At 72.4% G+C, this 26,755-nt stretch carries 25 protein-coding genes; 12 read left to right on the top strand and 13 right to left on the bottom strand.

The genetic code is table 11. From position 1 onward, the window contains the following. Window positions 1-32 precede the first annotated feature (32 nt). A complete protein-coding gene (locus tag B1H19_RS36330) occupies window positions 33-3,086 on the top strand; it encodes an alpha-mannosidase (protein ID WP_083109111.1) in 3,054 nt (1,017 codons plus the stop codon). Window positions 3,087-3,148: 62 nt separating this feature from the next. On the opposite strand, the gene B1H19_RS39005 is transcribed toward B1H19_RS36330, so the two are convergent. Next, on the bottom strand, window positions 3,149-3,358 hold the full coding sequence (locus tag B1H19_RS39005) for a hypothetical protein (RefSeq protein WP_083109110.1): 210 nt from the start codon (window positions 3,356-3,358) through the stop codon (window positions 3,149-3,151). Between the two features lie 191 nt (window positions 3,359-3,549). On the opposite strand from B1H19_RS39005, the gene B1H19_RS36320 reads away from it, so the two are divergent. Beyond that, window positions 3,550-3,747, top strand: a complete 198-nt coding sequence (locus tag B1H19_RS36320; RefSeq protein WP_083109109.1) for an antitoxin — start codon at window positions 3,550-3,552, stop codon at window positions 3,745-3,747. Between the two features lie 164 nt (window positions 3,748-3,911). Here the strand turns inward: B1H19_RS36320 and B1H19_RS36315 are convergent, their stop codons facing one another. The 3 genes from B1H19_RS36315 to ligD all read right to left on the bottom strand — a co-directional run bounded on the left by B1H19_RS36315 (window position 3,912) and on the right by ligD (window position 6,997). Next, a complete protein-coding gene (locus tag B1H19_RS36315) occupies window positions 3,912-4,115 on the bottom strand; it encodes a cold-shock protein (protein ID WP_083109108.1) in 204 nt (67 codons plus the stop codon). A gap of 229 nt (window positions 4,116-4,344) precedes the next feature. After that, window positions 4,345-6,075, bottom strand: coding sequence for a murein biosynthesis integral membrane protein MurJ (murJ, locus tag B1H19_RS36310; RefSeq protein ID WP_083109107.1), 1,731 nt, complete (start codon window positions 6,073-6,075; stop codon window positions 4,345-4,347). A 22-nt stretch (window positions 6,076-6,097) separates the two neighbouring features. Continuing rightward, complete coding sequence (gene ligD / locus B1H19_RS36305; protein WP_083109106.1) at window positions 6,098-6,997, bottom strand: non-homologous end-joining DNA ligase; 900 nt, start codon at window positions 6,995-6,997, stop codon at window positions 6,098-6,100. A gap of 41 nt (window positions 6,998-7,038) precedes the next feature. On the opposite strand from ligD, the gene ku reads away from it, so the two are divergent. Together ku and B1H19_RS36295 are read left to right on the top strand one after the other, a co-directional pair. Further along, window positions 7,039-8,097, top strand: coding sequence for a non-homologous end joining protein Ku (ku, locus tag B1H19_RS36300; RefSeq protein ID WP_083109105.1), 1,059 nt, complete (start codon window positions 7,039-7,041; stop codon window positions 8,095-8,097). 53 nt (window positions 8,098-8,150) lie between these two features. Then, complete coding sequence (locus tag B1H19_RS36295) at window positions 8,151-8,531, top strand: RNA-binding S4 domain-containing protein (RefSeq protein ID WP_083109104.1); 381 nt, start codon at window positions 8,151-8,153, stop codon at window positions 8,529-8,531. A gap of 18 nt (window positions 8,532-8,549) precedes the next feature. Here B1H19_RS36295 and B1H19_RS36290 read toward each other — a convergent pair whose 3' ends face one another. Continuing rightward, the gene (locus tag B1H19_RS36290) at window positions 8,550-9,002 is read right to left on the bottom strand and encodes a YchJ family protein (RefSeq protein ID WP_203237290.1); all 453 of its coding nucleotides are present in this window, start codon (window positions 9,000-9,002) and stop codon (window positions 8,550-8,552) included. 214 nt (window positions 9,003-9,216) lie between these two features. Here B1H19_RS36290 and B1H19_RS36285 point away from each other — a divergent pair, with 214 nt between their 5' ends. Beyond that, entirely contained in the window at window positions 9,217-9,411 is a 195-nt protein-coding gene (locus B1H19_RS36285; RefSeq protein WP_030070453.1) for a hypothetical protein, read from the top strand. A 72-nt stretch (window positions 9,412-9,483) separates the two neighbouring features. Beyond that, the gene (locus tag B1H19_RS36280; protein ID WP_083109103.1) at window positions 9,484-11,133 is read left to right on the top strand and encodes a P-loop NTPase family protein; all 1,650 of its coding nucleotides are present in this window, start codon (window positions 9,484-9,486) and stop codon (window positions 11,131-11,133) included. Window positions 11,134-11,169: 36 nt separating this feature from the next. On the opposite strand, the gene B1H19_RS36275 is transcribed toward B1H19_RS36280, so the two are convergent. Continuing rightward, the gene (locus B1H19_RS36275; protein ID WP_083109102.1) at window positions 11,170-12,675 is read right to left on the bottom strand and encodes an SCO1417 family PLP biosynthesis transcription factor; all 1,506 of its coding nucleotides are present in this window, start codon (window positions 12,673-12,675) and stop codon (window positions 11,170-11,172) included. Window positions 12,676-12,776: 101 nt separating this feature from the next. Here B1H19_RS36275 and yczE point away from each other — a divergent pair, with 101 nt between their 5' ends. From yczE to B1H19_RS36255, 4 genes are all read left to right on the top strand, one after another. Continuing rightward, window positions 12,777-13,583 carry a membrane protein YczE gene (gene yczE / locus B1H19_RS36270; protein ID WP_335755955.1) on the top strand — a complete coding sequence of 269 codons (807 nt, stop codon included), beginning with the start codon at window positions 12,777-12,779 and terminating at the stop codon, window positions 13,581-13,583. Window positions 13,584-13,591: 8 nt separating this feature from the next. Continuing rightward, window positions 13,592-14,380 carry a glycerophosphodiester phosphodiesterase family protein gene (locus B1H19_RS36265; RefSeq protein ID WP_083110095.1) on the top strand — a complete coding sequence of 263 codons (789 nt, stop codon included), beginning with the start codon at window positions 13,592-13,594 and terminating at the stop codon, window positions 14,378-14,380. Between the two features lie 215 nt (window positions 14,381-14,595). Next, on the top strand, window positions 14,596-15,966 hold the full coding sequence (locus B1H19_RS36260; RefSeq protein ID WP_237289713.1) for an MFS transporter: 1,371 nt from the start codon (window positions 14,596-14,598) through the stop codon (window positions 15,964-15,966). A gap of 256 nt (window positions 15,967-16,222) precedes the next feature. Then, window positions 16,223-16,600: an RNA polymerase-binding protein RbpA gene (locus tag B1H19_RS36255; protein WP_006601711.1), complete on the top strand. Its 378-nt coding sequence runs from the start codon at window positions 16,223-16,225 to the stop codon at window positions 16,598-16,600. Between the two features lie 127 nt (window positions 16,601-16,727). On the opposite strand, the gene fxsA is transcribed toward B1H19_RS36255, so the two are convergent. The 5 genes from fxsA to B1H19_RS36230 form a co-directional block, all read right to left on the bottom strand. Further along, window positions 16,728-17,312: an FxsA family membrane protein gene (gene fxsA / locus B1H19_RS36250; protein WP_083109100.1), complete on the bottom strand. Its 585-nt coding sequence runs from the start codon at window positions 17,310-17,312 to the stop codon at window positions 16,728-16,730. A gap of 34 nt (window positions 17,313-17,346) precedes the next feature. Further along, on the bottom strand, window positions 17,347-18,105 hold the full coding sequence (locus B1H19_RS36245; RefSeq protein WP_083109099.1) for a polyprenol monophosphomannose synthase: 759 nt from the start codon (window positions 18,103-18,105) through the stop codon (window positions 17,347-17,349). After that, window positions 18,102-19,775 carry an apolipoprotein N-acyltransferase gene (gene lnt, locus B1H19_RS36240; protein WP_237289712.1) on the bottom strand — a complete coding sequence of 558 codons (1,674 nt, stop codon included), beginning with the start codon at window positions 19,773-19,775 and terminating at the stop codon, window positions 18,102-18,104. The genes B1H19_RS36245 and lnt overlap by 4 nt, the downstream gene beginning before the upstream one ends. 533 nt (window positions 19,776-20,308) lie before the next feature. Continuing rightward, on the bottom strand, window positions 20,309-21,949 hold the full coding sequence (locus tag B1H19_RS36235) for an amidohydrolase (RefSeq protein ID WP_083109097.1): 1,641 nt from the start codon (window positions 21,947-21,949) through the stop codon (window positions 20,309-20,311). Window positions 21,950-22,009: 60 nt separating this feature from the next. Continuing rightward, window positions 22,010-22,450 (bottom strand): Lrp/AsnC family transcriptional regulator, encoded by a 441-nt coding sequence (locus B1H19_RS36230; protein WP_030070467.1) that lies wholly within the window; start codon window positions 22,448-22,450, stop codon window positions 22,010-22,012. A 213-nt stretch (window positions 22,451-22,663) separates the two neighbouring features. Here B1H19_RS36230 and B1H19_RS36225 point away from each other — a divergent pair, with 213 nt between their 5' ends. Continuing rightward, window positions 22,664-23,101, top strand: coding sequence for a hypothetical protein (locus tag B1H19_RS36225; RefSeq protein WP_083109096.1), 438 nt, complete (start codon window positions 22,664-22,666; stop codon window positions 23,099-23,101). 24 nt (window positions 23,102-23,125) lie between these two features. On the opposite strand, the gene B1H19_RS36220 is transcribed toward B1H19_RS36225, so the two are convergent. Both B1H19_RS36220 and B1H19_RS36215 read right to left on the bottom strand, forming a co-directional pair. After that, entirely contained in the window at window positions 23,126-24,217 is a 1,092-nt protein-coding gene (locus tag B1H19_RS36220; protein ID WP_083109095.1) for a phosphotransferase family protein, read from the bottom strand. Beyond that, on the bottom strand, window positions 24,214-25,347 hold the full coding sequence (locus B1H19_RS36215; RefSeq protein ID WP_083109094.1) for an Rv3169 family protein: 1,134 nt from the start codon (window positions 25,345-25,347) through the stop codon (window positions 24,214-24,216). The genes B1H19_RS36220 and B1H19_RS36215 overlap by 4 nt, the downstream gene beginning before the upstream one ends. Before the next feature lie 216 nt (window positions 25,348-25,563). Between B1H19_RS36215 and B1H19_RS36210 the strand changes: the two genes are divergently transcribed. After that, on the top strand, window positions 25,564-26,718 hold the full coding sequence (locus B1H19_RS36210) for a pyridoxal-phosphate dependent enzyme (RefSeq protein WP_083109093.1): 1,155 nt from the start codon (window positions 25,564-25,566) through the stop codon (window positions 26,716-26,718). Window positions 26,719-26,755: the final 37 nt, after the last annotated feature.

The raw sequence follows: 26,755 nt of genomic DNA, 5'->3' as shown, positions 1-26,755 counted from the left end.
GGACACCTCACCCTCCCTACGGAGCCGCCCCCATGCATGACGATCGCGCCCTGATCGAAGCCCGCCTCGCCCGTGTGCTCACCGAACGCATCCGGCCCGCGTTGTATCCGCATTCGGTCCCCTTGGAGGTGGCGGCGTGGGTCGCGCCAGGTGAACCAGTGCCGGTGGCCGAGGGGTTGGCCGCCTCGCACTCGCCGGTGGCGGTGGGCGACTCATGGGGTGCGCCCTGGGCGACGACCTGGTTCAAGGTGACGGGCCGGGTGCCGCGGGAATGGGCCGGGCGCACCGTGGAGGCGGTGCTGGACCTGGGGTTCGACGAGCGGATGCCGGGCTTCCAGTGCGAGGCGCTCGTGTACGCGCCCGACGGCAGCCCGGTCAAGGGCCTCAATCCGCGCAACCAGTGGGTGCGGGTGGGCGCACCGGTGCGGGGCGGCGAACGCGTCGAGTGGCATCTGGAGGCCGCGTCCAACCCCGTGATCCTGGGTGTCCCGCCCTTCCGGCCCACCGCGCTGGGCGATCCGAAGACGGCGGGCAGCGCGCCGCTGTACCGGCTGGCGCGCATGGATCTGGCGGTGTTCGACACCGCGGTGTGGGAGCTGATCCAGGATCTGGAGGTGCTCGGCGAGCTGATGGCGGAGCTTCCGGTGGACGCGCCGCGGCGTTGGGAGGTGCTGGGGGCCGTCGGGCGGGCGCTGGATGCCGTGGACCTGCGGGACGTGGGCGGGTCGGCGGAGGCGGCCCGTGCGGAACTGCGCGAGGTGCTGGCGGCGCCCGCGGCGGCGTCCGCGCACCGGATCAGCGCGGTGGGCCATGCGCATATCGACTCGGCGTGGCTGTGGCCGCTGCGGGAGACCGTACGGAAGGTGGCGCGGACGACGGCGAATATGACGGCGCTGCTGGCGGACGAGCCGGAATTCGTCTACGCCATGTCGCAGGCGCAGCAGTACGCCTGGATCAAGGAGCACCGCCCGGAGGTCTACGCCCTCGTCCGGCAGGCGGTCGCCGAGGGGCGGTTCGTACCGGCGGGCGGGATGTGGGTGGAGTCGGACACCCATATGCCCGGGTCGGAGGCGATGGCTCGGCAGTTCGTCCACGGAAAGCGGTTCTTCCTGGAGGAGTTCGGCATCGAGAACGACGAGGTCTGGCTGCCGGACACCTTCGGCTTCGCCGCGGGACTGCCGGGGATCATCAAGGCGGCGGGCTCGAAGTGGCTGCTGACCCAGAAGATCTCCTGGAGCCGGACGAATGCCTTTCCGCATCACACCTTCCGCTGGGAGGGCATCGACGGCACCCGGATCTTCACCCACTTCCCGCCGGTCGACACCTACAACTGCCAGCTGTCGGGCGCCGAACTCGCTCATGCGGAAAGGAACTTCAGGGACAAGGGGGCCGCCCGGCACTCGCTGGCGCCGACCGGCTGGGGCGACGGCGGGGGCGGCACGACCCGGGAGATGATCGCCAAGGCCCGCCGGCTGCGCGATCTGGACGGTTCGCCGGTGGTGCGGTGGGAGAGGCCCGCCGATTTCTTCGCCGCGGCCCAGGCGGAGTATCCCCAGGCGCCGGTGTGGGTGGGCGAGTTGTATCTGGAGCTGCACCGCGGGACGCTCACCAGTCAGGCGCGCACCAAACGCGGCAACCGCCGCAGCGAACAGCTGCTGCGCGAGGCCGAACTGTGGTCGGCGACGGCCGCGGTGCTGCGCCACCATCCTTATCCGTACGCCGCGTTGGACCGGTTGTGGAAGACCGTGCTGCTGCACCAGTTCCATGACATCCTGCCGGGCTCGTCCATCGCCTGGGTGCACCGGGAGGCGGAGCGGACGTATGCCGCGGTGGCCGCCGAGCTGGAGGAGATCATCGGCGCGGCCCTGGGCGCGCTGGCGGGCGGCGGGAACATGGAGCTCACCGCGAACGCGGCGCCGCATGCCCGCTCCGGGATCGCCGCCGGCGCCCTCGGGGTGGCGGCGACCGAAGGTCCCGAGGTGCGCGCCGTGCCGCGGCCCGGAGGCGGATTCACCCTCGACAACGGCCTGCTGCGCATCGAGGTCGACGCCCGCGGCCTGGTCGTTTCGGCCTACGACCACGACACGGACCGGGAGGCCGTCGCCCCGGGCTGCGCCGCCAACCTCCTCCAGAGCCACCCCGACTTCCCGAACATGTGGGACGCCTGGGACGTGGACGCCTTCTACCGCAATGTCGTCACCGACCTCACCGAGGCCGACGAGGTGGCGCTGCGGACCGCGTCGCCGAGCGGCGCGACGGTACGCGTCACCCGCTCCTTCGGCGCCTCCCACGTCACCCAGGACCTGACCCTGGCCCGCGGTCAGCGGCGGCTCGATATCGCCACCGACGTCGACTGGCACGAGTCGGAGACCTTCCTCAAGGCCGCCTTCCCCCTGGACCTGCATGCCGAACGGTATGCCGCGGAAACCCAGTTCGGGCATCTGTACCGCCCCACGCACACCAACACCAGCTGGGAGGCCGCCAAGTTCGAGGTCCCCGCGCACCGCTTCGTCCACGCCACGGAGCCGGGTTGGGGCGTCGCCCTGGTCAACGACTGCCTCTACGGCCACGACCTGACCCGCACCATCCGGGACGGCGACGGGGGCGATCACGGCACGACGACCACCGTACGGCTCTCCCTGCTGCGCGCCCCGCGCTTCCCCGACCCGGAGACGGACCAGGGCCTGCACCATTTCCGCTATGCACTGGTGCCCGGCGCCGGGATCGGCGATGCCGTGCGCGAAGGGCATCGCATCAACCTCCCCGAGCGGCGCCTGTCCGGCTCCGGCCCGGTGGCGCCCCTGGTCACGGTCGACGACGACGCCACGGTCGTCACGGCCGTCAAGCTCGCCGACGACACGAGCGGTGATGTGATCGTCCGCCTCCACGAGGCCCACGGCGGACGGGCCACCACCACCCTCACCACCGCCTTCGGCCTGTCCGACGCGCTCACCACGGACCTGCTGGAGCGGCCGACGGACGACGGCCCGGCGCTGGAGCGGGCCGGGAACACCGTCCGATTGGCGCTGCGGCCGTTCCAGATCGTCACCCTGCGGCTGGTGCGGCAGGGCCGGGTCGCGACGTAACGGCCCTGGTCGCGGCCGGTGGTACGGCGCGCCGCACCGGGGGTGTCAGCCGCCGGGGCGGGTCATCTGGGGTCGGCCGGCCGCGGCGGCGCCGGGGACGCGTCATGGCGCAGATCGGCGGCCGGATCCAGGCCCAGCATGTCCATCAGCAACGACAGATCGTCCGCATCCCTCGCACGCCCGGCCAGCGCCCTTCGCGCGCGGCGCCGTTGCTCATGGGTGGGCATCCGGCGCGGCGCGGTGTCATCGGCAGTGCAGTGTTCATCGCTCACCGCTGCATTCTCGGCCGGGGCGCGGCGCGCTGCCCGTCGGGCGGGCCGATGGGCTGCCGTCCGCACGGCCCGGGCCGGTGCGGTCCGTACGGGTGAGCGCGGCCGGTGCGCGGAGCAGTGGCGCGCGGATGCAGACCGGAAGGCCGGGGGTGATGCTGGGGAGACGGGGATTGTGCTGAGGAGGATGCTCCATGTCCGTGTTGGACAAGCTCAAGCAGATGCTGAAGGGCCATGAAGAGCAGGCTGGCAAGGGCATCGACAAGTCCGGGGACTACGTCGACGAGAAGACCCAGGGCAAGTACAGCGGCCAGATCGACACGGCCCAGGACAAGCTCAAGGAACAGCTCGGCGGCATGGACCGGGACACGGACCGCCCGCCAGAGCAGTGACCACGGCCGGTCTCCGGGGGCCTATACGCCGAACGGGTGACCACCGCCCCGTACCACGGCCTCCCGACGCCGTCACGCGGCTCCCGCCCGGCTCCTCGCATGCGCCGGACATTCCGTGGCGCCCGCTCCCGGCACGGGACGGGCGCCACGGTGCGGGCCGGTGATCAGGCCGGGCAGATGTTTTCCGCCTGGGGGCCCTTCTGGCCCTGGGTGACGTCAAAGGTCACCTTCTGGCCTTCCTGAAGCTCACGGAAGCCCTGGGCATTGATGTTCGAATAGTGCGCGAAAACGTCGGCGCCGCCGTCCTCCTGCGCAATGAATCCGAAGCCCTTCTCGGAGTTGAACCACTTCACGGTGCCCTTGGCCATATCCCTGTCTCCTTCGCGACAAACGGGCTTGAATCGGCTTCCGCACGGTGCGGAACCCGGAGGTGATCGCCCTGGTCCGGAGACGCACTGCACAGCAAGAACGCCCGTGAATGCGACACGGGCGTCCGGCACTTCGGAACCACGACAGCTGATCAGGACGCTACACCGAGTAGCGCCCATCCGCGCGCAATGGCCACCATTGCGGCGGGCCGGTCAAGTGCCCGGGACCTCACCGCAGTCCGGGCAGGCTCCGCAATTCCGCGGTCCGCAGCAGACGGGCCAGCGCCACGAAGGCCAGCGCCATGGCGCCGCCGCCCGCGGCCAGGGCCAGCGCCGGGGTCCAGCCGGCCGGCACCGGAACGCCGGTGCAGGCGCGCGCCACCAGCCAGCCGAGGGCACCGGCCGCGGCGGCGGACGCGGTCAGTTTGCCGTAGGTGCGGCACAGCCGGCGGCCGTCCAGTCGGCCGGAGAGCCGGCGCCGCAGCAGCAGCGCCGTGGCGAGCATCCCGATCCCGTACGCGACGGCATAGGCGGCGGCCATTCCGGTGACCGCCCAGCGGACCGGCAGGAGGACGTGGCAGGCGGCGGCGAGCGCGATGTTGACGGCGGCGATGCCGACGGCCATCCAGAACGGCGTCCGGGTGTCCTCGAAGGCGTAGAAACCGCGCAGCAGCAGATACTGCCCGGAGAACGGGATCAGGCCGAGGCCGAATGCCTGGAGCATATGGCCGGTGGGGGCGACGGTGGTGGCGTTCATGGCGCCGTGGCCGTAGAGGAGTTGGGCGATCTGCGGGCCGAGGGCCAGGAAGAGGAACGCGGCCGGGACGATCAGGACGCCGGAGACGCGCAGCGCGCGGGAGAGTTCGTCGCGCAGATCGTCCGGGCGGTTGTCGGCGACCGCGCGGCTCATCCGCGGCAGCAGGGCCGTGACCAGCGAGACGGTGACGAGGGACTGCGGCAGGTTCCAGATGTTCTGGGCGTTGCCGTAGGCCGCGTATCCGACACTGGCATCGGGCAGTTGCCCGTCCGCGGCGGCGGCGAAGCGGGAGACCACGGTCATCGCGGCGAGGTTGGCGAGCACCAGCAGCAGGGTCCAGCGGGCGGCGACGATGCTCTTGCGCAGACCGTGGCCGCGCCAGTCGAACCGCGGCCGGAAGCGGAATCCGGCGGCCCGGACGAAGGGGATCAGGGCCAGGCCCTGGAGGGCGATACCGCCGGTGGTGGCCAGTCCCAGGAGGTCGATCTGGCCGGGCGTGATGTCCTGGACGCGGTCGGGGCCGGCCAGCAGGCCCATGTAGAGGCCGAACATCGCTATCAGCACGAGGTTGTTGAGGACGGGCGTCCACATCATCGCGCCGAACTTGCTCCGGGCGTTGAGGACTTGGCCGAGGATGAAGAACAGGCCGTAGAAGAAGATCTGCGGCAGGAGGAAGCGGGCGAAGACCACGGTGAGCTCGAAGGCGGCGTGGGACTTCGGGGTGTCGGGGACGTAGAGCGCGACGATTCCGGGCGCGGCCCACACCGCGAGCGCCGTCCCGACCGCCAGCACGCTCAGGACGAGGGTGACCAGCCGCTGCTCGAAGGCCCGGCCGCCGTCGGCGTGCGCGGCCCTGGCCCGTACGAGCTGGGGCACCAGGACGGAGTTCAGGGCGCCGCCGATCAGCAGGGTGTAGATGCTCATCGGGACGACGTTGGCGATGCCGTACGAGCTCGCGAGCAGGCCGGCGCCCAGCGCGCTCGTCTGGAGCGTCGTACGGATCAGCCCGGTCGCCCGCGAGACCATCGTCCCCGCGGCCATCAGCAGCGACGCCCGCGCGAGCCCGGTTCCCTTCTCCGGTGCTGCGGGTGCGGCGGTCCCGTCGGCCGGTTGCCCGTCGGCCTGTTCCCCGTCGGTCCGCTGGCCATCCGTCCGCTGGCCATCGGACGAGGTCACGGCGTGTGTTGTTGTCCCCTCCACCATGGGAGCAATCTACTGTGCGCCCTCACCGGCGGCCGTCGCCGGGCAGCGGGCGGGCGCGGGCGGGGTCGAGGAGCGGGGCGTGCAGATCGCCGTGGCGGGCGAGGCGGGGCGCGATGTCCTCGAAGCGGAAGGCGAGTTGGGCGGGCTCGGTGCAGGCGGCGATCTCGTCCCAGGTGACCGGCGTGGAGACGGTGGGCAGCGCGCGGGCGCGCAGGGTGTAGGCGACGGCGGTGGTCTTGGCGGCGGCGTTCTGGGAGAAGTCGATGAAGACCTTGCCGGGGCGCAGGGCGCGCGTCATCTTGTGCACGACGAGGTCCGGGAGGGCCTTGGCCGCCTCGACGGCGAGGCCCCTGGCGTAGGCCGTGGCCCGCTCCGAGGGGGTCGGCTCGATGGGCACGAGGAGATGCAGGCCCTTGGCGCCGCTGGTCTTGGCGTACGCCTCCAGTCCGTCCGCGGCCAGCCGCTCGTGCAACCACTGCGCGGCGGTGCAGCATTCCACGATGGTGGCCGGGTCGCCGGGGTCGAGATCGAGGACGAGGCGGTCGGCGCGCCCCGGCGCCCCGCTGGTCCATTGGGGTGCGTGCAGCTCGACGACCAGGTTCGCGGCCCACACCAGCGAGGGGAGGTCCTGCACCAGCACCTGGCGGGTGGGCCCGGAGGACGTGTGCGGCACCTCGCAGGTCTGCACCCAGGTGGGGGCGCCGGGCGGCACGTTCTTGGTGAAGAAGCGCTGGCCGTCGGGCCCGTCGGGATAGCGCAGAAAGGACAGCGGACGGTCGTGGAGGTGCGCGAGCAGCGGATCGGCGGTGACGGTGCAGTAGTGCACCACCTCGCCCTTGGTGGTGCCGGTCTGCGGATAGATGACCTTGTGCAGGTTGGTCAGCGAGAGGCGCCGCCCCTCCACGATGGTGATCGGCGACATACGATGAGAATCCCATGAATCCCCGGCAAAAGGGATGAGATATGCGCTCCATCTGGAACGGGTCCATATCGTTCGGGCTGGTCACCATCCCCGTGAAGACCTACAGCGCGACCGAGCGCACCTCGTCGGTCTCGTTCGTCCGCATCCACGAGAAGGACGGCGCGCCGATCCGCTATCGCAAGGTCTGCGAGCTGGACGGGGAGGAGGTGCCGAACGAGGAGGTCGGCAAGGGCTATCAGGCGCCGGACGACGAGACGATCGTGGAGATCACCGACGAGGATCTGGCGCGGCTGCCGATGCCGACCGCCAAGACGATGACGATCCTGGCGTTCGTCGACGCCGCCGAGATCGATCCCCTCCAGATGGACAAGGCGTACTACCTGGGGCCGAACGGCTCCGCCGCCACCAAGCCGTACGCGGTGCTGCGGGAGGCGCTGGAGCACCAGGGAAAGGTCGCGGTCGGCAAGGTGGCGATCCGCGGGCGGGAGTCGCTGGCGATGCTGCGGGCGCACGACGGGGCGATCGTGATGCACTCGCTGCTGTGGCCCGACCAGATCCGGCCGGCGACCGGCATCGGACCGCGCGGCGACGTCAAGCTCCGCGACAACGAGCTCACGCTCGCCGAGACGCTGATGGACATGCTCGGCGAAGTGGACCCCGCCGAACTCCACGACGAGTACCGCGAGGCCGTCGAGGAACTGGTCGCCCGGAAACTCGAGGGCGGGGCGCCCGTGGCACCGAAGACGCCGGGCGGCCGCGGTCAGGTCGTGGACCTGATGGCCGCGCTGGAGAAGAGCGTGGCGGCGGCCAAGGGGGGCGGCGGAGCGGGGCAGGAGCGGGAGGCGTCGGTGACGCCGATACGAGGGAAGAGGACGGCCGCGAAGAAGTCGGCGGCGAAGACCGCTGCCCCGAAGAAGGCCCCCGCGAAGAAGACGACAGCGGCCAAGACCTCGTCCGCCAAGGGCGCGGGCGCCTCCACCGCCAAGGCGACCTCCAAGGCGAGCGCTACGGCCGCCACCAAAACCGCCGCCAAAACCGCCGCCAAGGCCACCGCGAAAGCCACCCCGGGGAAGCGGTCCGCCAAGAAGACCTCCGCCTGACCGTCCCCGCTTAATCCGGGCGCGCCCCTCCCCCCTCGGCCTAGAGTCGTGTCATGGCTTCAGACGAGGGCACCACCACCCGCATCGACAGCTGGATCTGGTCGGTGCGGCTGATCAAGACGCGGTCGCAGGCCACCGCGGCCTGCCGCGCCGGGCACGTCCGCGTCAACGGCGAGCGGGTCAAGCCGGCGCACGGCGTGCGCGGCGGCGACGAGGTGCGGCTGCGGTACGCCGGGCGGGAGCGGATCGTGGTCGTCTCGAAGCTGGTCCGCAAGCGGGTGGGCGCGTCGGTCGCCGCGGAGTGCTTCATCGACAACAGCCCGCCGCCCCCGCCGCGCGAGGAGGTCCCCGTCGCCACCCGGGAGCGGGGTGCGGGACGTCCCACCAAGCGCGACCGGCGGGAGATCGAGCAGCTGATGCTGCGCGGCAAGTAGGCGCGCGGCAAGGGCGGGTTACGCGGGCGGCAGGGCGTCCACGTAGAGCCACCGGCCGTCCTCGCGGACGAAGCGGCTGTTCTCGTACTGGCTGTCGGCCCGCCCGTGCAGGGTGTAGTGCGCGCGGAACTCCACGGTGCCCTCGTCGTGGAAGGCGCTGCCGCCGGTGGTGCCGAGGATTTCCAGGCCGGTCCACCGTTGGTCCGCGTCGCATTCCAGACCGGCGGGCCGGGTGCGGGGGTGCCAGGTGCGCAGCAGGTAGCCGGCGTCGCCGACGGCGAAGGCGCTGTAGCGCGAGCGCATCAGCCGTTCCGGGGTGGGGGCGGCGGCGCGCCCCGTATGGCAGGCGCCGCAGCAGTCGCCGTAAGTGGCGTCACGTCCGCAGGGGCAGGGCGAGGCGGGGGTCACCGCGTCCGGGCGACGGGTGGCCTGGTGGGGCTTCTTCGGCGGGTGGGGCTTCTTCTTCGGCACCCCCCGATTGTGCCGGAGTCCGGCGTGTCGCCGGGTGGCGGGAGGCGAGCGCGACACGCCAAGCACAGTTCCAGGCGACGCGCCCTGCGGACGGGGCCCGTTTGAGGGGTTTCAACGATAAATCACCCGTTCGCAGCTTTTGATGGCTTGATACTGGCTGTGAGGCTGGAAGAACTCACGGTGATCGTCCCCACCACCCAGGAGAGAACCCACCATGATCCTGTCCGTTTCCGGCGTCATCCTGCTCGGCGTCATCGTCTTCCTGTTCTTCCGCAAGGACGGCCTGAAGATTTCCCACGCGCTGGTCTGCGCGCTCTTCGGGTTCTATCTCGCCGGCTCCGCCATCGCGCCCAGTATCAGGGCGGGCGGTGCGAGTCTGGCGAGCCTCCTGGGAGGGCTGAAGATCTAGCGCGCCGCACCGCTCCGGCTCGCCGCCCACGTCGAGCCGTCACGACCTCCGTACGAGCAACAGGAGACCGATGTGGCCCGGCGACCCTTGCCCCGCATCCTGACCGACAGCGCTTCCCTCGCGCGCAGCAGAGACATCGCGCGCAGCGCCGCCGACAGCGCCTCCGACGTGTTCCATCCGCTGATCACCATCGGCCGTGGACTGCGCCGGCTGGCTTCGGCCGGCAGACAGCGCTGGGATGCGACACCCAAGGATCGCCGTGGCCCGCTGCTCTTCTTCGTCGCCGCGGCTGTGCTGGGCGTGGCGCTGGTGCCGTACGGGCCGCTGCTCGCCGGCGTCGTGGCGATGGGGGCCGCCGCCTGGGCGGGGCGGGACCGCAGCGCCGGGGACGGCGGCCCCGGGGAGGCCGAGGCGGAGCGGTTGCAGTCGCTGTACGAGGCGCTCGTGCCGTACTTCTCCGCGGAGGGCGACCCCAGCCCGCTCTACGCCCACGGCGGCGACTGGGAGGCCGCCTTCACCGAGTACGGCTTCGACGAGAGCGGGCGGCTGGAGCACCTCCAGCTGAAGTACCCGGCGTATTTCACCGACGGGGAGGAGGGGCCGCGGGCCCGTATCGAGCAGGTGCTGCACGCCAAGTCCGGCCGCGGCCGGGAGTACCACTTCGCCTGGGACGAGGCGGCGAACCGGCTGGTGCTGAGCGTCCTGGACCCGCTGCCCACGGGCATCGCGGCGCAGCGCTTCGTCACCGCGCCCGGCGAGACGGTCCTCGGGTTCACCGACCCCGAATCCGTCCCCCGGACCCTGCCGGTGGTGCACGGCGAGGACGACGAGGAAGGGGATGCGCCGCCGGTGCTCTGGCGCACCGGCCAGCGGTCCGCCGAGCCGCATCTGCTGGTGCTGGGGCAGCCGGGGACGGGCGGCACGACGCTGCTGCGGTCGATCGCGCTCCAGGCGCTGGACGACGGCGAGGTGCTGGTCATCGACGGCAGCGGGACGGGTGAGTTCGCGTGTCTGGCGGGGCGCCGCGGTGTGGTGGGGGTGGAGAGCGGGCTCGCGGGGGCGATGGCGATGCTGGAGTGGGCGGCACACGAGACGGAGCGGCGGCTGATCTCGGCCAACCGGGCACGGCAGGCGGGCCGTTCGGCGCCGGAGGACACCCGGCGGCCGCTGTGGATCATCGCGGACCGGCCCACCACGCTGGCCCATCTCGCGGCGGCCGAGGGCCGCGACGATCCGCAGCGGCTGCTCCAGGTGCCGCTGCGGCACGGCGCGGCGGCCAATGTCACGGTGGCGGTGGCCGAGCCGTTCGCCTGCGCCGAGCTGCTCGGTGACGTCATCCGGACGCACACCCGGGCGCGGGTGGTGCTCGGTCCGGCGACGGCGGAGGAGGTGCGGTCGGTGCTCGGGGCGCCGCCGCACACCACGCCGATCGCGGAGATGCCGCCCGGCCGCGGCTATGCCCGGCTGGGCGGCGGTCCGGTGGTGCGGTTGCAGGTGCCGGCCACGCCCGACCCGTTGGACGAGGAGGCCGACGAGGCGGACCGGGCGGCCGTGATGGAGCTGCTGCCGGAACGGAGCGTGCCGATGGCCCCGGCGATGTCCTTCACCAAGTCCGCGCCCGCCGCGGAGGAGACCGCCCCGCCCGTACCGCGGGCGACGAGCGTCGAGGACAGCGGGTCCGTGCCGGTCAACGGGTCGCCGGCCGCGCCCGTCGAGAGCTGAGGTCCCGCCGCCGCACCCGACAGTACGGACGTACCGTCAGGCGACGAATGCGTGCCGCGCCGCGGGCTCGACCGGGGCACCGGTCGCCACCAGCCGCGCGGCGCCCGCCAGGCGGACGGCGGCCTCCTCGGCGACCGCGCCGTTGACCGTGAACGGCAGCCGCACAAAGCCCTCGAAGGCCCCGTCGACACCGAACCGCGGGCCGGACGGGACGCGGACCCCCAGCCGCTCCCCCGCCTCGGCGATCCGCGAGCCGGAGAGGCCGCCGGTGCGGGCCCAGAGGGTCAGGCCGCCGCGCGGGACGCTGAACTCCCAGTCGGGCAGGTGCCGTTGGAGCGCCGCGACGATCGCATCGCGGTTCTCCCGGGCCTGCTGCCGGCGGATCTCGACGGCCGCGTCCCAGCCCTCGCCTCCCAGGAGCGAGGCGATGGCGAGCTGTTCGAGGACGGGCGAGCCGAGGTCGGAGTAGGCGCGGGCGGCGACCAGGCTGCGGATGATGTCGGGGGCGGCGCGCACCCAGCCGATCCGCATACCGGCCCAGAACGCCTTGCTGGCCGAGCCGACGGTGATCACCGCGCTGCCCGCGGGGTCGAAGGCGCACACCGGGCGCGGCGGTGCGGGGTCCTCGTCCAGGTGGAGCTCGGCCATGGTCTCGTCGACGACGAGGAGGGTGCCGGCCGAGCGCGCGGCGTCGACCATACGGCGGCGCTGGTCGTCGGTGGCGAGGGTGCCGGTGGGGTTGTGGTAGTCGGCGACGACGTAGGCCATCCGCGGCGCCGCGTCCCGCATGACCTGCCGCCAGGCGGGGATGTCCCAGCCGGCCAGCCGCTCGCCCAGGGCGACGGGGACGAGCCGGGCGCCGGCGTCGCGCATCAGCTGGAGGATGTTGGCGTAGGAGGGCGAGTCGACGGCGACCCGTTCGCCGGGGCTCGTACACAGGCGGCAGATGGCGGCGACGGCGCCCATCGCGCCGGTGGTGACCATGATCTGCTCGGGCATGGTGGGGATGCCGCGGGCGGTGTAGCGGTCCGCGAGGGCCTGGCGCAGGACGGGCAGGCCGGCCGGGTAGTCGCCGTGGGTGTGGGCGTAGAGCGGGAGGTCGGCCATGGCACCCTGGACGGCGCGGGTCAGCCAGGGCTCGGGTGCCGGGAGGGCGGCGCAGCCGAGGTCGATCATGGAGCCGGCGGCCTCCGGGGGCAGCGGTTCCAGGCCGCGGGTGGGCAGCGGGTTGCCGGCCGGGACGGCGGTCCAACTGCCCGAGCCGCGGCGGGACTCCAGGAATCCCTCGGCGCGCAGCGCCTCGTAGGCGGCGGCGACGGTGGTGCGGCTGACCCCGAACGCGGCGGCCAGTTCCCGTTCGGCGGGCAGGCGGGCGGCGACCGGCACGCGCCCTTCGAGGACGAGCAGGCGGACACCGTCGGCGAGGCTGCGGTAGGCGGGCAACCGTCGCCCTGCGGCGGTCAGTTCGGCATCCCTCGGGTCCTGTGACCGGAGCAGCCGGGCGAGTTGGGGCGCGCCTACTGCGGAAGTCCACTGAGCCATGGAAATCAGTCCACCTTCGCCGGATTGGCTCTTCTTCTCGGTTTCCTACCGGCCACATGGTGTCATGCGTCAGTCCAATCCTGCCAGGAGGGGGAAGCGTCATGTCCGTCACCGGAGATCCGGGGACCGAGGAGTCCGTGGCCGAAGGGTCCGTGGCCGAGGGGTCCGAGTGCGAGGCGGCCGGGGCCGGGGGGTCCGTGGCCGGCGAGGCCGGGGAGCCGGGCGCCGAGGGGGCCGGCCCCGTCGCGCCCGGGGCGCTGCTGGCGCGGCGGCTGATCCAGCTCTACGCGGGACTGACGCTGTACGGCGTGAGCATGGGCCTGATGCTGCGCGCGGGCTTCGGCCTGGAGCCCTGGAGCGTGCTCAACCAGGGCATCTCCCGGCACACGGGGCTGACGATCGGCACCGTCACCATCGTCTCCGGCGCGCTGATCCTGCTGCTGTGGATCCCGCTGCGGCAGCGTCCGGGCCTGGGCACGGTGTCGAACGTGGTGATCCTCGGGCTGGTGATGGACGGGACGCTGGCGCTCGTTCCCGAGCTGCATGCGCCGGCCCCCCGGATCGCGCTGCTGGCCTTCGCCGTGGTCCTCAACGGCACCGCGACCGGTCTGTACATCTCCGCCCGCTTCGGCCCCGGGCCGCGCGACGGCCTGATGACCGGCCTGCATCTGCGGACCGGCCGTCCGGTGCGGCTGGTGCGGACGTGCATCGAGGTGGCGGTCCTGGCGGCCGGCTTCGCCCTCGGCGGCTCGATCGGGGTCGGCACGGTGGTCTACGCCCTGGCCATCGGCCCGCTGGCGCAGTTCTTCCTGCGGTGCTTCGCGATCAAGGGCCTGCCCGAGCGGCCGTCCCCGGTGGTGGCCCGCGGCGGGGCCGCTTCACCTGGGCGCGCAATACTGCCGGAGTGACCACAGCGATACGCCCACGCCACGCCTACCTCGACCATCCCGCCCCGCTCGCCTTCGCCCACCGGGGCGGGGCGGCGGACGGCCTGGAGAACACCGCCGCGGCCTTCCGGCACGCGGTGGACCTCGGCTACCGCTATCTGGAGACCGATGTGCACGCCACATCGGACGGCAGGCTCGTCGCCTTCCACGATCCGACGCTGGACCGCGTCACGGACTCGCGCGGCGCGATCGGTGCGCTCCCCTGGCGGGCGGTCGCCGGCGCCAGGGTCGGCGGCCGCGAGCCGCTGCCGCTCTTCGAGGAGCTGCTGGAGGAATTCCCCGAGGCCCGCTGGAACGTGGACCTCAAGGCGGAGGCCGCCCTGGCTCCCCTGCTGGACCTGCTGCGCCGTACGAGCGCCTGGGACCGGGTGTGCGTCGGCTCCTTCTCCGAGGCCCGGGTCGCGCGCGCCCAGCGGCTGGCCGGTCCCCGGCTCGCGACCTCACTGGGCACCCGGGGCGTCGCCGGCCTGCGGCTGCGCTCGTACGGGCGCGGAGCGGTGCCACTGGACCGCCTGCTGGGCGCGGCGGTCCGGCGGAATGCGGTGTGCGTCCAGGTCCCCGTACGGCACGCCGGCATACCCGTCGTCGATCCGCTGTTCCTGCGCACCGCGCATGCGCTCGGCATGCAGGTCCATGTCTGGACGATCAACGATGCGCAACGGATGGCGGCCCTGTTGGACCTCGGGGTGGACGGCATCATGACCGACGAGCTGGAGACGCTGCGGACGGTGCTGACCGAGCGGGGCTGCTGGACGTAGAGCACATGCGACGGGAACGTCGTCTCCCCCAAGACTCTCCCAATTGATCTTGCCGGGGGTTGTTTCCACAGGCCGCACCGATGCAGGGTCGAGCAGCACATAATCGATCACATCGACACACTGCGCGCGGTGCCGACCGAGCGGGGCTCCCGGGTCTGACCGCCCGCCGCCGGTCCGCCGCGAGCGACGGGGACGACACGACGGGGGTGGGCGCGGTGCAGGCACAGGCCGTGGTCGGGGGCGACGAGGCGCAGACGGCGGCCAGACGCCGGGAGCAGCGCGGCTGGTACTGGTACGACTGGGCGAACAGCGTCTATTCCGCGAGCGTCCTGACGGTCTTCCTCGGGCCGTATCTGACCGCGGTGGCGAAGGCCGCCGCGGATGCGCACGGCTTCGTCCACCCCCTGGGCATCCCCGTGCGGGCCGGTTCCTTCTTCGCGTACTCGGTCTCCGCGTCGCTGCTGGTGTCGGTGCTGGCGATGCCGTTCGCGGGATCGCTGGTCGACCGGACCGGCCGCAAGAAACCGCTGCTGGGCGCCTGTGCGTATACGGGGGCCGCGGCGACGACCGGGATGTTCTTCCTGGGCGGCGACCGCTATCTGCTCGGCGGGGCGCTGCTGATCGTCGCGAATGTGTGCTTCGTCGTCTCGATGATGCTCTACAACTCCTTTCTGCCGCAGATAGCCGAGCCCGACGAGCGCGATGCGGTCTCCTCCCGGGGCTGGGCGTTCGGCTACGCGGCCAGTGCGCTGGTCCTGATCGCCGACCTGGCGCTCTACGCCGGGCACGACTCCTTCGGCGTCTCCGCGGGCGCCGCCGTACGCATCTGCCTGGCGACGGCGGGGCTGTGGTGGGGCGGTTTCGCGCTGATCCCGCTGCGCCGGCTGCGCGACCGGCGGGCGGCCCGCAGCGCCGCGGCCGACGGGCCCGGCGGCGCGGCGCTCGGCCAGGGCTGGCGCCAACTGCGCGGCACCCTGCGCGAAATGCGCCGTCATCCGCTCACCCTGGCCTTCCTCCTCGCCTATCTCGTCTACAACGACGGCGTGCAGACGGTGATCAGCCAGGCGTCCGTCTACGGCTCCGAGGAGCTGGGGCTGGACCAGACGACGCTGATCGTCGCGGTGCTGCTGGTGCAGATCCTGGCCGCGGCGGGCGCGGTGGGCATGGGGCGGCTGGCGCGGCGGTACGGCGCCCAGCGGACCATCCTCGGCTCCCTGGCGGCCTGGACCCTGACGCTGGCGGCCGGATTCTTCCTGCCGGCGAAGGCGCCCGTATGGTTCTTTGCGCTGGCATCGGCGATCGGTCTGGTCCTGGGCGGCAGCCAGGCGCTCTCCCGTTCACTGTTCTCGCATCTGATCCCGCGCGGCAAGGAGGCGGAATACTTCTCCGCGTACGAGATGAGCGACCGCGGGGTGAGCTGGCTGGGGCCGCTGGTGTTCGGTATGGCCTACCAGCTGACCGGCAGCTACCGGGATGCGATCGTGTCCCTGGTGGCGTTCTTCGCGGTCGGATTCGTGCTGCTGGCGAGGGTGCCCGTACGGCAGGCGATAGCGGCGGCGGGCAACCGCATCCCGGACCGGATTTAGGTTCGGAGGGTGCGGGCCGGTAGTGTACGCCTTTGGCTCACCAGGCGGACCGTTACTGCGCGCTCATTTCGGGAAAGCGTTGGGTGACATCTGCTGCCAGATGTGACAAACCGGGCGCTGGTGGGTACAACAAGGGGCGGCACGACGGGCGACGCAGATTACGTGAACGGGAATCTTCACCGCCGACCGGACGTTGACCGGATGACGACGACAGCGACACCTGTCCTGTGGGCGACAAGCCCGGGAGGCACGATTCATGAGTGAGCGAGCTCTCCGCGGTACGCGACTCGTGGTGACCAGCTACGAGACCGACCGCGGCATCGACCTGGCCCCGCGCCAGGCGGTGGAGTACGCATGCCAGAACGGTCATCGATTTGAGATGCCGTTCTCGGTTGAGGCCGAGATTCCGCCGGAGTGGGAGTGCAAGGTGTGTGGTGCACCCTCCCTCCTGGTGGATGGCGACGGTCCCGAGGAGAAGAAGGGCAAGCCCGCGCGTACGCATTGGGACATGCTCATGGAGCGGCGCACCCGCGAGGAGCTGGAGGAAGTGCTGGCCGAGCGGCTGGCGGTCCTGCGCTCCGGCACCATGAACATCGCCGTGCATCCGCGCGACACCAACCGCAAGTCCGCCTGACACCTGCCGGACGGACCTGCGCGAGAGATCGCAGCACGAGGGCCGGGGCCACTGCATTGCGCAGTGGCCCCGGCCCTTGCTCGTATGCGCTTCCCGTTCCCGGATGCGCCGCGCGTGCGCCGGTGCCCTAGCGGGTCAGCGGCGGGTCCTGGCGGGGCGGGGACGGGGGTTCGTCGTCGCGGATGACCTCGCCCTGGACGATCTTGCCGTCGGGGCGGTGGATGCGGGCCTGTTGGAAGGCGTCGCCGAAGGATCCCGGGGCGGTGCCCGCCCGACCGCTCAACAGCTTCTCGGCGCGGCGCTGGATCAGCTTCCCCGTCGGCGGGAAGAGGCACAGCAGCCCCGCCACATCGGACAGCAGCCCCGGCACGATCAGCAGCAGACCGCCGAGCATCCGCAGCGTGTTGTTGCCCTTGCCGTTCGCTTCGGGCCGGGGGCTCGCGGGCGGCTCCGTGGGGCCAGCGGTCTGAAGGGTCTCGGTGAGGTTGCGCCAGGCCCGGCGGCCCGCCCGCTTGATCACCAGCGAGCCGGCCACCACCCCGGCGACCAGCAGCACGAAGACGGTCAGGCCGTTCGTGGCGTCACCGACGGCGATCAGCAGCCAGACCTCCAGCACCACCCAGGCGGCGATGCCCAGCGGAACGAACCGGCGGGCGCGCGAGCGCTGCTGAGGCGGACGGGGGCCGGGCGGCGGCGTGGCTGCGAACGTCATGCCTCAAGTGTGCCTGGCCCGGTCCCCCGCACCGTCAGCGGCCGCGGATCTTGCGCACCCGGGTATCGAATCCCCAGGCGGTGATCCGCCACAGCGCCTCGACCATGATGTCGCGGCTCATCTTGCTGTCCCCGTGCTCCCGGTCGACGAAGGTGATCGGGACCTCGACGACATGGAATCCGGCCCGTACGGCACGCCGGGCCAGATCGACCTGGAAGCAGTAGCCCGCCGAGGCCACCTCCGCCAGCCCGAGCCCGTTGAGCGTCTCGACCCGGAAGGCCCGGAAGCCGCCGGTGACATCGCGGATCGGTACGTCCAGGAGCACCCGCGAATACGCGCTCGCGCCCCGCGAGAGGAACTCGCGGCGCTTGGGCCAGTTCACCACCCGGCCACCGGGCACCCACCGCGAACCGAGCACGAGATCGGCGCCCTTGAGCGCGGTCAGCAGCCGCGGCAGCTCCTCGGGCCGGTGCGAGCCGTCGGCGTCCATCTCGACCAGGACGCCGTAGCCGTTGTCCATGCCCCACTGGAAGCCCGCAAGGTAGGCGGCGCCGAGCCCCTCCTTGCCCTTGCGGTGCAGGACGTGCACGCGCTCGTCCCCGGCGGCGAGCTCGTCGGCGAGCTTGCCGGTGCCGTCGGGGGAGTTGTCGTCCGCGACCAGGACGTGCGCCTCGGGGACGGCGGACCGCACCCGCGAGACGATCGGCTTGATGTTCTCCGCCTCGTTGTAGGTCGGGATGATCACCAATGTGGTGCCGAGCGGACCGTACTGCCGCTGACCGCCGTCTGTCACTGCTGTCCCTTCTCGGTCTTCACACGCCCGCGCCGGCCGACGACAACCGCGGCGGCACAGGACAGAAGGCCCACGATAGCGAGCGCCCACTCAGGTGCCGCACCGACGCGGTCGGCGAGCGTCGTTTCGTCCCGCAGCGGTATCCGCGCGGAGACCACGCCCTGGGTGAACTCGGGGATTTGATGGGTGATGGTGCCGTCCGGGGCGACGACCGCGCTGATGCCGCTGGTGGCGGCGGTCACCACGGCCCGGCCGTGTTCGACGGCGCGCAGCTTGGACATGGCCAGCTGCTGCTCGGGCTGGCCGGTGCGCCCGTAGGTGGCGTTGTTGGTCTGGACGACGAGGGCGCGGGCGCCGGCATCGACCGTGTCGTGGACGATCTGGTCGTAGGCGACCTCGAAGCAGATGACATCGCCGAGCCGGGCGGGGCCGACCTTGAGGAGGCCGGTGTGGTCGCCGGGGGCGAAGTCGCGGGGCACCCGCTGGAAGCGCGTGATGATCTTGCTGAGCTGCTCCCGGAAGGGGACGTACTCGCCGAACGGCACCGGGTGCTGCTTGGTGTACGAGGCGCCCGGCCCCGTCTTCGGGTCCCAGACGATGCCCTCGTTGTAGACATAGCCCTTCTTGCTGGGGTGGTCGACCAGGGCGCCGACGAGAACGGGCACCCCGATCGACTTGACCGCGTGGTCGATGCGGTCATACGCCTCGGGGTACTTGAAGGGGTCGAGGTCGGAGGAGTTCTCCGGCCAGATGACCAGGTCGGGCTTGTGGACCTTGCCCGCCTTGATGTCGGCGGCCAGCTTCTCGGTGGCCCTGGCGTGGTTGCCGAGGATCATCATGGGGCGGCCCAGGAAGTCCATACCGGGCTGCTGGACGTTGCCCTGGACGACGGCGATGTCGACGGTGTCGTCGGCTTTCGTGGGGACGGGTACGGCCGCGCCCACGACGGTCACGGCGGCGGCCAGCCCGAAGCACTCCAGAGCCGTCACCGCCTTGCGCGGCGCACCGCCCCGCGCGAGGCCCCACAGCGCGACGGCACAGGTGGCCAGCAGCGTGCCGGCCAGCGCTACGGCGAAGGTCACCAGCGGTGCGCCGCCGAGCGCGGCGAGCGGGGTGAACGGCGAACCGGTGTTGGCGAACGCCAGCCGCCCCCACGGGAATCCGCCGAACGGCAGCCGGTCGCGGGCCCATTCCTCCGCGACCCACAGACAGGCGGCCCACAGCGGCCAGCCCGGAAGCCGGGAGGTGCCCGCGAGCGCCGCGCCCAGCAGCGCCAGGAACAGCGCCTCGGCGATCGACAGCCCGATCACCGCGTCCCAGCCGACCACATGCAGCCACTTGAGCAGCAGGACGAAGAACGGCAGCCCGAGGGCGAAGCCGGTCCAGGCGCCCTGCCGTACGGTGCGGCCGCGGGTGAGCAGCGCGAGGGCGGCCACGCCCACCAGGGACAGCGGCCACAGGTCGTACGGCGGGAAGGCGAGGCCCAGCACGGCGCCGGAGGCGGCCGCGAGGGCGGTGCGGGGCGCCTCGCGGCGGGCGAGCGCGGCGAGACGGCGGAGCCGTCCGGGGCGGTGCGGCGCGTCGGTCACGCCCTTACCGGCGGGCGGCACCGGGTCGTCGGCCGAGGCGCCGCTCACGGCGTCGTCGGTGGTGTCAGAGACCGATGGCACGGTCACGGCCTTCCTGCAGGTCGGGCTGGTGGGGCACCTCCCTGCTCCTGAGGAGCTCGGGGGAGTGAGCTGACCGTACATCGGGAAGGCGCGATCTCGGGCGCCAGGTGCGTAAATGAGCGCAGAGGTGCGGATAGGGGCCCGGTGCCCTTCGGGCCGACCTGGGACCCGCTGGCTGCGGGTCGACCGAAAGCCGTTGTCTACTGAGCGTCCGGGCCCCACCCGGGTCGCACCCCGCCGACCGGCCGAGACGATCCGGCGCGCCGTGTCGCGGACGCTGGACCTGGCTCCCAGTGGCGGTGCGCCGAAGTGGCGCTCCGCCCCATGGCCCAGCTGCGTTCGACGACTGCGCGGAGGTCTCCCGATCGGACGTCCTGTGGTGGACTCGGCCGAACCTACCGGCCGCCGACCGCCTGCTGTCAACAGGTGGTCCGCCTGCGTCGTTTTCGCGTCGCCCCAGGTCACCGCCGAGCGGACCCAGCAGGGGCAAGCAGCCGCAAGCGCGCGGTTCGGCGTCAGCTGCCCGCCCGATGTCACTCGATCGGCCGCGCGAAGACCGTGCGCCCGCCGACGACCGTGCGCAGGCAGACCGGGAGGTCGCCGCCGGGGGTCAGATCGGGCAGGCCGGGGGTGCCGGAGCGGGGGTCGGTGGACCAGCGTTCCACCCGCTCGTCGGGGGCCTGGACGAGCAGTTCACCGGTGCGCCAGACCGCGTAGTCGGCGGGTGCGCCGGGCACCAGGACGCCCGCGTCGTCCCGGCCGATGGCCCGCCAGCCGCCGCGGGTGTGGGCGGTGAACGCGGCGCGGGCGGAGATGCCATGGGCGCGGGTGCGGTGGAAGACGGCGGCGCGCAGGGTGCCCCAGGGGTCGAGCGGGGTGACCGGGCTGTCGGAGCCGAGGGCGAGCGGGACACCGGCCCTGAGCAGGGCGGCGTACGGGTTGAGGGTGCGGGCGCGCTCGGCGCCGAGCCGGGCCGCGTACATGCCGTCCGGGCCGCCCCAGGCCGCGTCGAAGGCGGGCTGGACGGAGGCGGTCAGGGCCAGCTCGGCGAAGCCGGCGAGGGTGGCGTCGGTGAGCATTTCGGCGTGTTCGATGCGGTGACGGGCGGCGCGGATGCGGTCGAGGCCGATGCGGTCGGCGGCGGTCCGTACGCCGTCGATGACGGTGGTCAGCGCGGCGTCGCCGATGGCGTGGAATCCGGCCTGGAGTCCGGCCTCGGTGCAGGCGGCGACATGGGCGGCGACGGCCGCGGTGTCCAGGTGCGCGCTGCCGGTGTGGTCGGCGTCGGCGTACGGGGCGTGCAGATGGGCGGTGTGCGAGCCGAGCGAGCCGTCGGCGAAGAGGTCGCCGGCCGCGCCGATGGCGCCGAGCTCGCGGATCCGTTCCGCGTCCTTTGCGGATGCGATCTGTTCGGCCCAGTAGCCGACCACCCGCGGCCCGTTGCCCGCCGCCGCCAGGGCCAGCAGGCCGGTGAAGTCGTCCTCGCCGGAGATCTCCGGGCCCGCGCACTCGTGGATGCTGCCGATCCCGAGGGAGGCCGCGCGGGCGAGCGCCGCGGCCTGGGCGTCGGCGCGCTGGGTGGGGGTGACGGTGGCGTGGGCCCTCTGCCGTACGGCGTGGTGGGCGTCGCCGGTCAGCGGGGCGTCGGCGTGGAACCCGGACCGTTCGCGGATCCCGGGGACCAGGTCCAGCAGCGCGGTGGTCACCACGGCGGAGTGCACATCGACCCGGGTGAGATAGAGGGGACGGCCGGCGGCGGCCTCGTCCAGTTCCGTGCGGGACGGCGGGCGCCCCTCGGGCCAGGCGCTGGCGTCCCAGCCGTGCCCCAGCAGGACCCGGTCCGCCGGGCGCGCGGCCGCGTACGCACGGATACAGGCCAGCGCGTCGGACAGCGTGGCCGTCCCGGCCAGATCGAGCCCGGTCAGCGCGAGGCCGGTGGCGGTGGTGTGCACATGTGCGTCCGTAAAGGCGGGAGTGACCAGTGCGCCGTCCAGCCGTACGACCTCGTCCACGCCGTCGGCGAAGGAATCGGCCGCGCCCTCCTCCCCCACCCAGGCGATGCGGTCGCCCTCGACCACCATGGCGGTGGCGAAGGGGTCGGCGGGGCTGTGCACCTCACCGCCGCGCAGCAGGACGGTACGGGCTCGGGCCGGGTCGGGGATGCGCTCGCTCATACCGGACAGTTTGGCCCCTGCGCGCGGCGGCTCCGCCCGCGGGGGTGAGATACCGCCAGGTCAGATGCGCGGCGGGCGGGCCTCGTACGGTGTGGAGAGCACGACGGTCGTACGGGTCGAGACGCCGGCGAGGGAGCGGATCCGGGTGAGCAGATGCTCCAGCTCCAGCGGGGCGGCGACGCGGACCTTGAGGATGTAGTTCTCGTCGCCCGCGACGCTGTGGCACGCCTCCAGCTCGGGGACCTCCGCCAACCGGTCGGCGATGTCGTCCGGGGCGCTGGGATCGAAGGGTTTGACCGAGATGAAGGCGGTGAGCGGCAGGCCCACGGCTTCCGGGTCCACGAGGGCGGCATAGCCCCGGATGACACCGCGCTGCTCGAGCCGGCGCACCCGCTGGTGCACGGCCGAGGTGGACAGGCCGGTGGCCTTGCCCAGGTCGGTGTAGCTCATCCGCCCGTCCTTGACGAGCAGATCCACGATTTGTCGGTCCAACTCCTCCACCCGTCCAACCTACTGCCCCGGACCGCGAATGCGCAGCGCACGCCGGATCGTGGACAGCCCTGCGCCGGCTCATGTGAGGAATGCCACACCCGTGAACCCGTGTCCGTCGGGCGCGGGTGATTATGCACGCGGCATGAAGGGAATTGCTGCTGGTGGCCTGGACCGCCCGTCAAGGAAGTCAGCGGTCCGCACGGCCTGGCCCACCCGAGGGGGATGGACATCATGCGACGCGTCAAGCAGGAATCCGCGGCGCCGAACGTTGGCGCCCAGGAGGGCGACAGTCTCGGTTTCTCCGGCGACGAGGCCGCCAACGGCTCGGACGACATCTTCGAGACCTTTGACATCTACCGCGTGACCTGCCCGGACTGCCGGCAGCCGATCGCGCTTCTCGCGGACGAGGACTCGCTGCCGGAGCACGCGCTGTGCCCCTCGCCGTGGAACCCGTTCGGCCTGACGGTGTGCCAGGGCTCCGGTCGGCCGGTCGTCGAGGCGCCGGAGACCGAGGACTCGATGGACGCTCAGGAGCAGGACGCCGCCGTACTGCTGACGCTCCCGGAGGGTCTGGACTGGCGGCGTCAGCCGTTCTCGCACATCGGCGGCCCCGGTACGCGGCCGGTGCGAGTCCCGCAGATGCGGCACCACGCGGCCTGAGCCCGGCTCACCGGTAGCGGCCGCTCACCAGTACCGGCCGGCGATCATCGCTTCCAAGGTCTCCCGGTGCAGGATCAGCGCATCGGCGTCGTCCGGCACCGGCACCTCCCCGAAATGCACCTGGCGATAGGCCACTCGCAGCATCACGATGGCCTGCCGCAGGGCGGCGTAAAGGGTGTGGAATTCCATATCGCGGGGTGTGTGCCCGGTGAGCCGGGCATAGCGCCCCTCGATACGGTCGCGGCGCAGAAAGTCGGGCAGCCCGCGCTGCCCGCCGCTTTCGGTGAGGTCCTGGAAGAATCGATGGAGATAGATCATCCAGCCCAGGTCGAGTTCGCGCGGCCCGAGGGCGGCCATTTCCCAGTCCAGTACGGCGGCCGGCCGGAATGCATCGTCGTAGACAATATTGCCGATCCGGGCATCGCCCCAGTTCAGGACGGTCTCTCCGGGGTCTGCGGGCCAGAGTTCGGTGAGCCGGGCAAATCCCCGCTCGATGACCGGTGACGGCGGGAGTCCGTCCACCACCCAGGCGTAATAACGGCGTTGGGACTCGACGTGACGGTGCAGTTCCGTACCGGATCCCTCTGCACCGAGGAACTCGGCTTCCGTCACCGGCACTTGGTCGTGAAGTCGGGCCAGCACCGAAACGCTGTCCGCTTCCAGTCGCTCCCTTTCCTCGTCCGTGGCGGCGTAGAGCCAATTCCCCTCGTACGTATAGGGCATGACGTCCGGTGGGACGCGGCCGGCGGCGCGCTCCATGACGAAGAACGGCGCGCCGAGGAAGTGCGGGTCCTCTTCCAGCCAGAGGGTGCCGGGGACGGGGAGGTCGGTGCGGTCGGCGACCAGGCGCATGGTGCGGTACTGCCGGGCCATGTCGTAGCGCGGGAAGATCGTGTACGCGGCGGGGTCGGCGGCGAGGCGCAGTGCGCAGGAGCGGACACGCCCGGGACCGTCGATGTCGAAGAGCAGGGTCTCGCTGGACATGCCGTTGGAGGCGGGCACGGTGGCGTTGACGGCGCGGGCGCCGGGGAGCCGGGTGTCGAGCCAGGCGGTGAGGCGGCGGGTGAGGTCTTCGGGGTCGCGGGTGGTGGTGCGGGGGCGGGGAGCGGTGGTCACCGGCCGTCCTCTCCTGCCACGTCGGCATACCCGGTGAACCCGCTCGGATCGTGACGGCCGAAGCTGCCGTGCTCGAAGATCCCGTAGCCGGTCCGGCCCGCGAAGGTGAAGCGGGCGGCGTGGTCGGTGACGCCGTAGGCGGCCAGGGGGTGCGCCGCCGGGTCGGAGAGGTCGTAGGTACGGCGGTCGGTCCAGCCGCGGCCGCGCCAGGTGCCGTGCTGCCAGTCGTCGGCGGGCGGGTAGCCGGCGCCGACGGCCAGGGGTGAGGAGGTGAGGATCTCGGCGGTGAGTTCCAGGGGTTTGCGGGCCGGGTCGGTGAGGTGGATGACGGCGCGTTCGGGGTGCCTGGTCCCCGGGCGGTAGGTGATGTCGGTGTGCGGCCAGCCGAGTTGGACGTCCCGGTCGCCGTCGCGGACGGACAGGGCCTCGTTCAGGGTGCGGTGGCCGTCGGCGTCTTCCTGGACGATGACCATGAGGAACCGGTCGTCGAAGCGGACCGGGCACCACACCCAGTGGAAGCCCTCCGGCCGTGCCTCCTCCCCGGCCCGTCCCGCCTCCTCGCCGGGAATCGGGCGCACGCCCCAGCTGCGGTCGCGGGTGCCGGTCCAGTCCCCCGCCGTGACGGCCAGCTCCTCCCCCGCGATCCGGATGCGCCCGGTGCAGGTGCCCGCCTGGACGAACCGCCGACCCTCCAGTGTCAGCCGGTCGCCGCGGTACTGGGTGTGGTGCGGCTCCCAGGTGGCGGGGTGGGCCGCGGTCCAGGTCAGGTCGTAGGAGAGGCCGTCGGGATCGCCCGGGTCCGCGGTGCAGGTCAGCCGGATCCGGGCGAGCGGCTCCTCGACGGTGACGGTGAGCGGGCCGACGGTGAGCGCGAGCCGGTCGTCGGTGAGCGCGTCGGAGGCCCGTACGGCGTGCAGCCGGTCGCCGAGGCGGAGGGTGGCATAGGCGTCGATGACCCCGGTGTTGGGGTAGACGCCGAGTCCGGCGATCAGCAGGGCGCGGCCGGAGTGGTCCATGACATGGAAGATGCACCGGTCGTAGGCGTTGCGGTCGCCGGTGACGACATGCCGCATGGACAGCGGCGCCTGATGGATCGGGTACTCGTCGAGCGCGATCGGGCGGTCGGGCACGGTCTCCTCCTGGGGGCGCGGCCGAACGGCGGGAGTTGACGGTACGTCAGGTTTCGGCGGGCGGCCAGACCTCCGCGCGGACGGGGCGCGAAGTAGGGGACGTAGACCTCCTTCGCCTGTTACATTCGGTGCCGAGAAGATGGAGCCGGCCCGGCGTCGGCATCACGTCGGCACGAAGTCGACCTGGCGTCGGCACGAAAGAGACCTGGAGCCACGGTGCCCCCAACACCCCTGCGCTGCCTGCGCTGTGACCGTCCGACCGGCAGCTTCGACGGCTGCCGGAGCTGCGCCGCCGAGGGGATCGGCGTCAATGCGATGCCGCCGCTCGCGGATCTGAGCGGCGTCGACCTCGCCCGGTATCCCGGCGGGCCGTGGGGGCTGCCGACGGCGCTGCCCGTGACGGGGAAGCCGGTCACGCTGGGCGAGGGCAACACCCCGACCATCCGGCTGCGGACGGACCCGGATTCCGGTCGACGGACGGAATCCACCGGCGAGTTGTGGCTGAAGTACGAGGGCGGCAATCCGACCGGATCGCACAAGGACCGGGCGATGGCCGTCGGCGTGGCGGCGGCGGTGGCGGCCGGTGCGGACACCGTCGTCGCGGCGTCCTCCGGCAACGCGGGTGCGGCGGCCGCGGCGTATGCGGCGCGGGCCGGGCTGCGCTGTGTGGTGTTCACCAACGAGGCGGTGCCGGCCGGGCTGCGGGCGCAGATCGATGCGCTGGGGGCCGAGCGCGTGGTGCACCCGGGCACCGCGCTGGAGCGCAACGAGGCGATGGGGCGGGCCGTCGCGGAGCGCGGCTGGTACCCGTTGACCAGCTTCTCCGTGCCCTCCCCCGGCGGGAACCCGTACGCCAACGAGGGCTACAAATCGGTCGCGTACGAGCTGGCGCGGGATTTCGCCGGACGGCGGATCGACGCGGTGGTGGTGCCCACCAGCCGGGCGGATCTGCTGGGCGGCATCGGCCGCGGTTTCCGGGAGCTGACGGCCGCGGGGCTGCTCGCGTCCGCGCCCCGGCTGGTGGCGGCCGAGCCGGCGGCCGCGGCCCCGTTCACCGCCGCGCTGCGCCACCGGGACCGGGCGGAGCAGGAGCGCACGCGGGTGGCGAGCGGGCCCACGGTGGCGTTCTCCCTCGGGGAGGAAAGCCCCTGCTGGCAGGGGCTCGATGCGCTGTGGCGCAGCGGGGGCTCGGCCGTGGCGCTGGACGACGAGGCGATCCTGGCGGAGCACCGGCGGCTGGCGGCGGAGGGGCTGGTGCTGGAGCCGTCGTCGGCCGTGGCCTCCGCCGTGGCGCGGGATCTCGTCCGGGAGCCCGGTGCGCTGGTGGTCGCGATGGGCACGGCGACGGGTCTGAAGGGGCTGGTGGGCTGAGGGCGGGCCGGGACGAGGCCCCGGCCCGCCCCGGCTC

Origin of the sequence: Streptomyces gilvosporeus, assembly GCF_002082195.1 — a bacterium.
Taxonomy (GTDB): domain Bacteria; phylum Actinomycetota; class Actinomycetes; order Streptomycetales; family Streptomycetaceae; genus Streptomyces; species Streptomyces gilvosporeus.
Note: the sequence above shows the minus strand (reverse complement) of the source record. Positions and strands in the feature narration are given on the sequence as shown.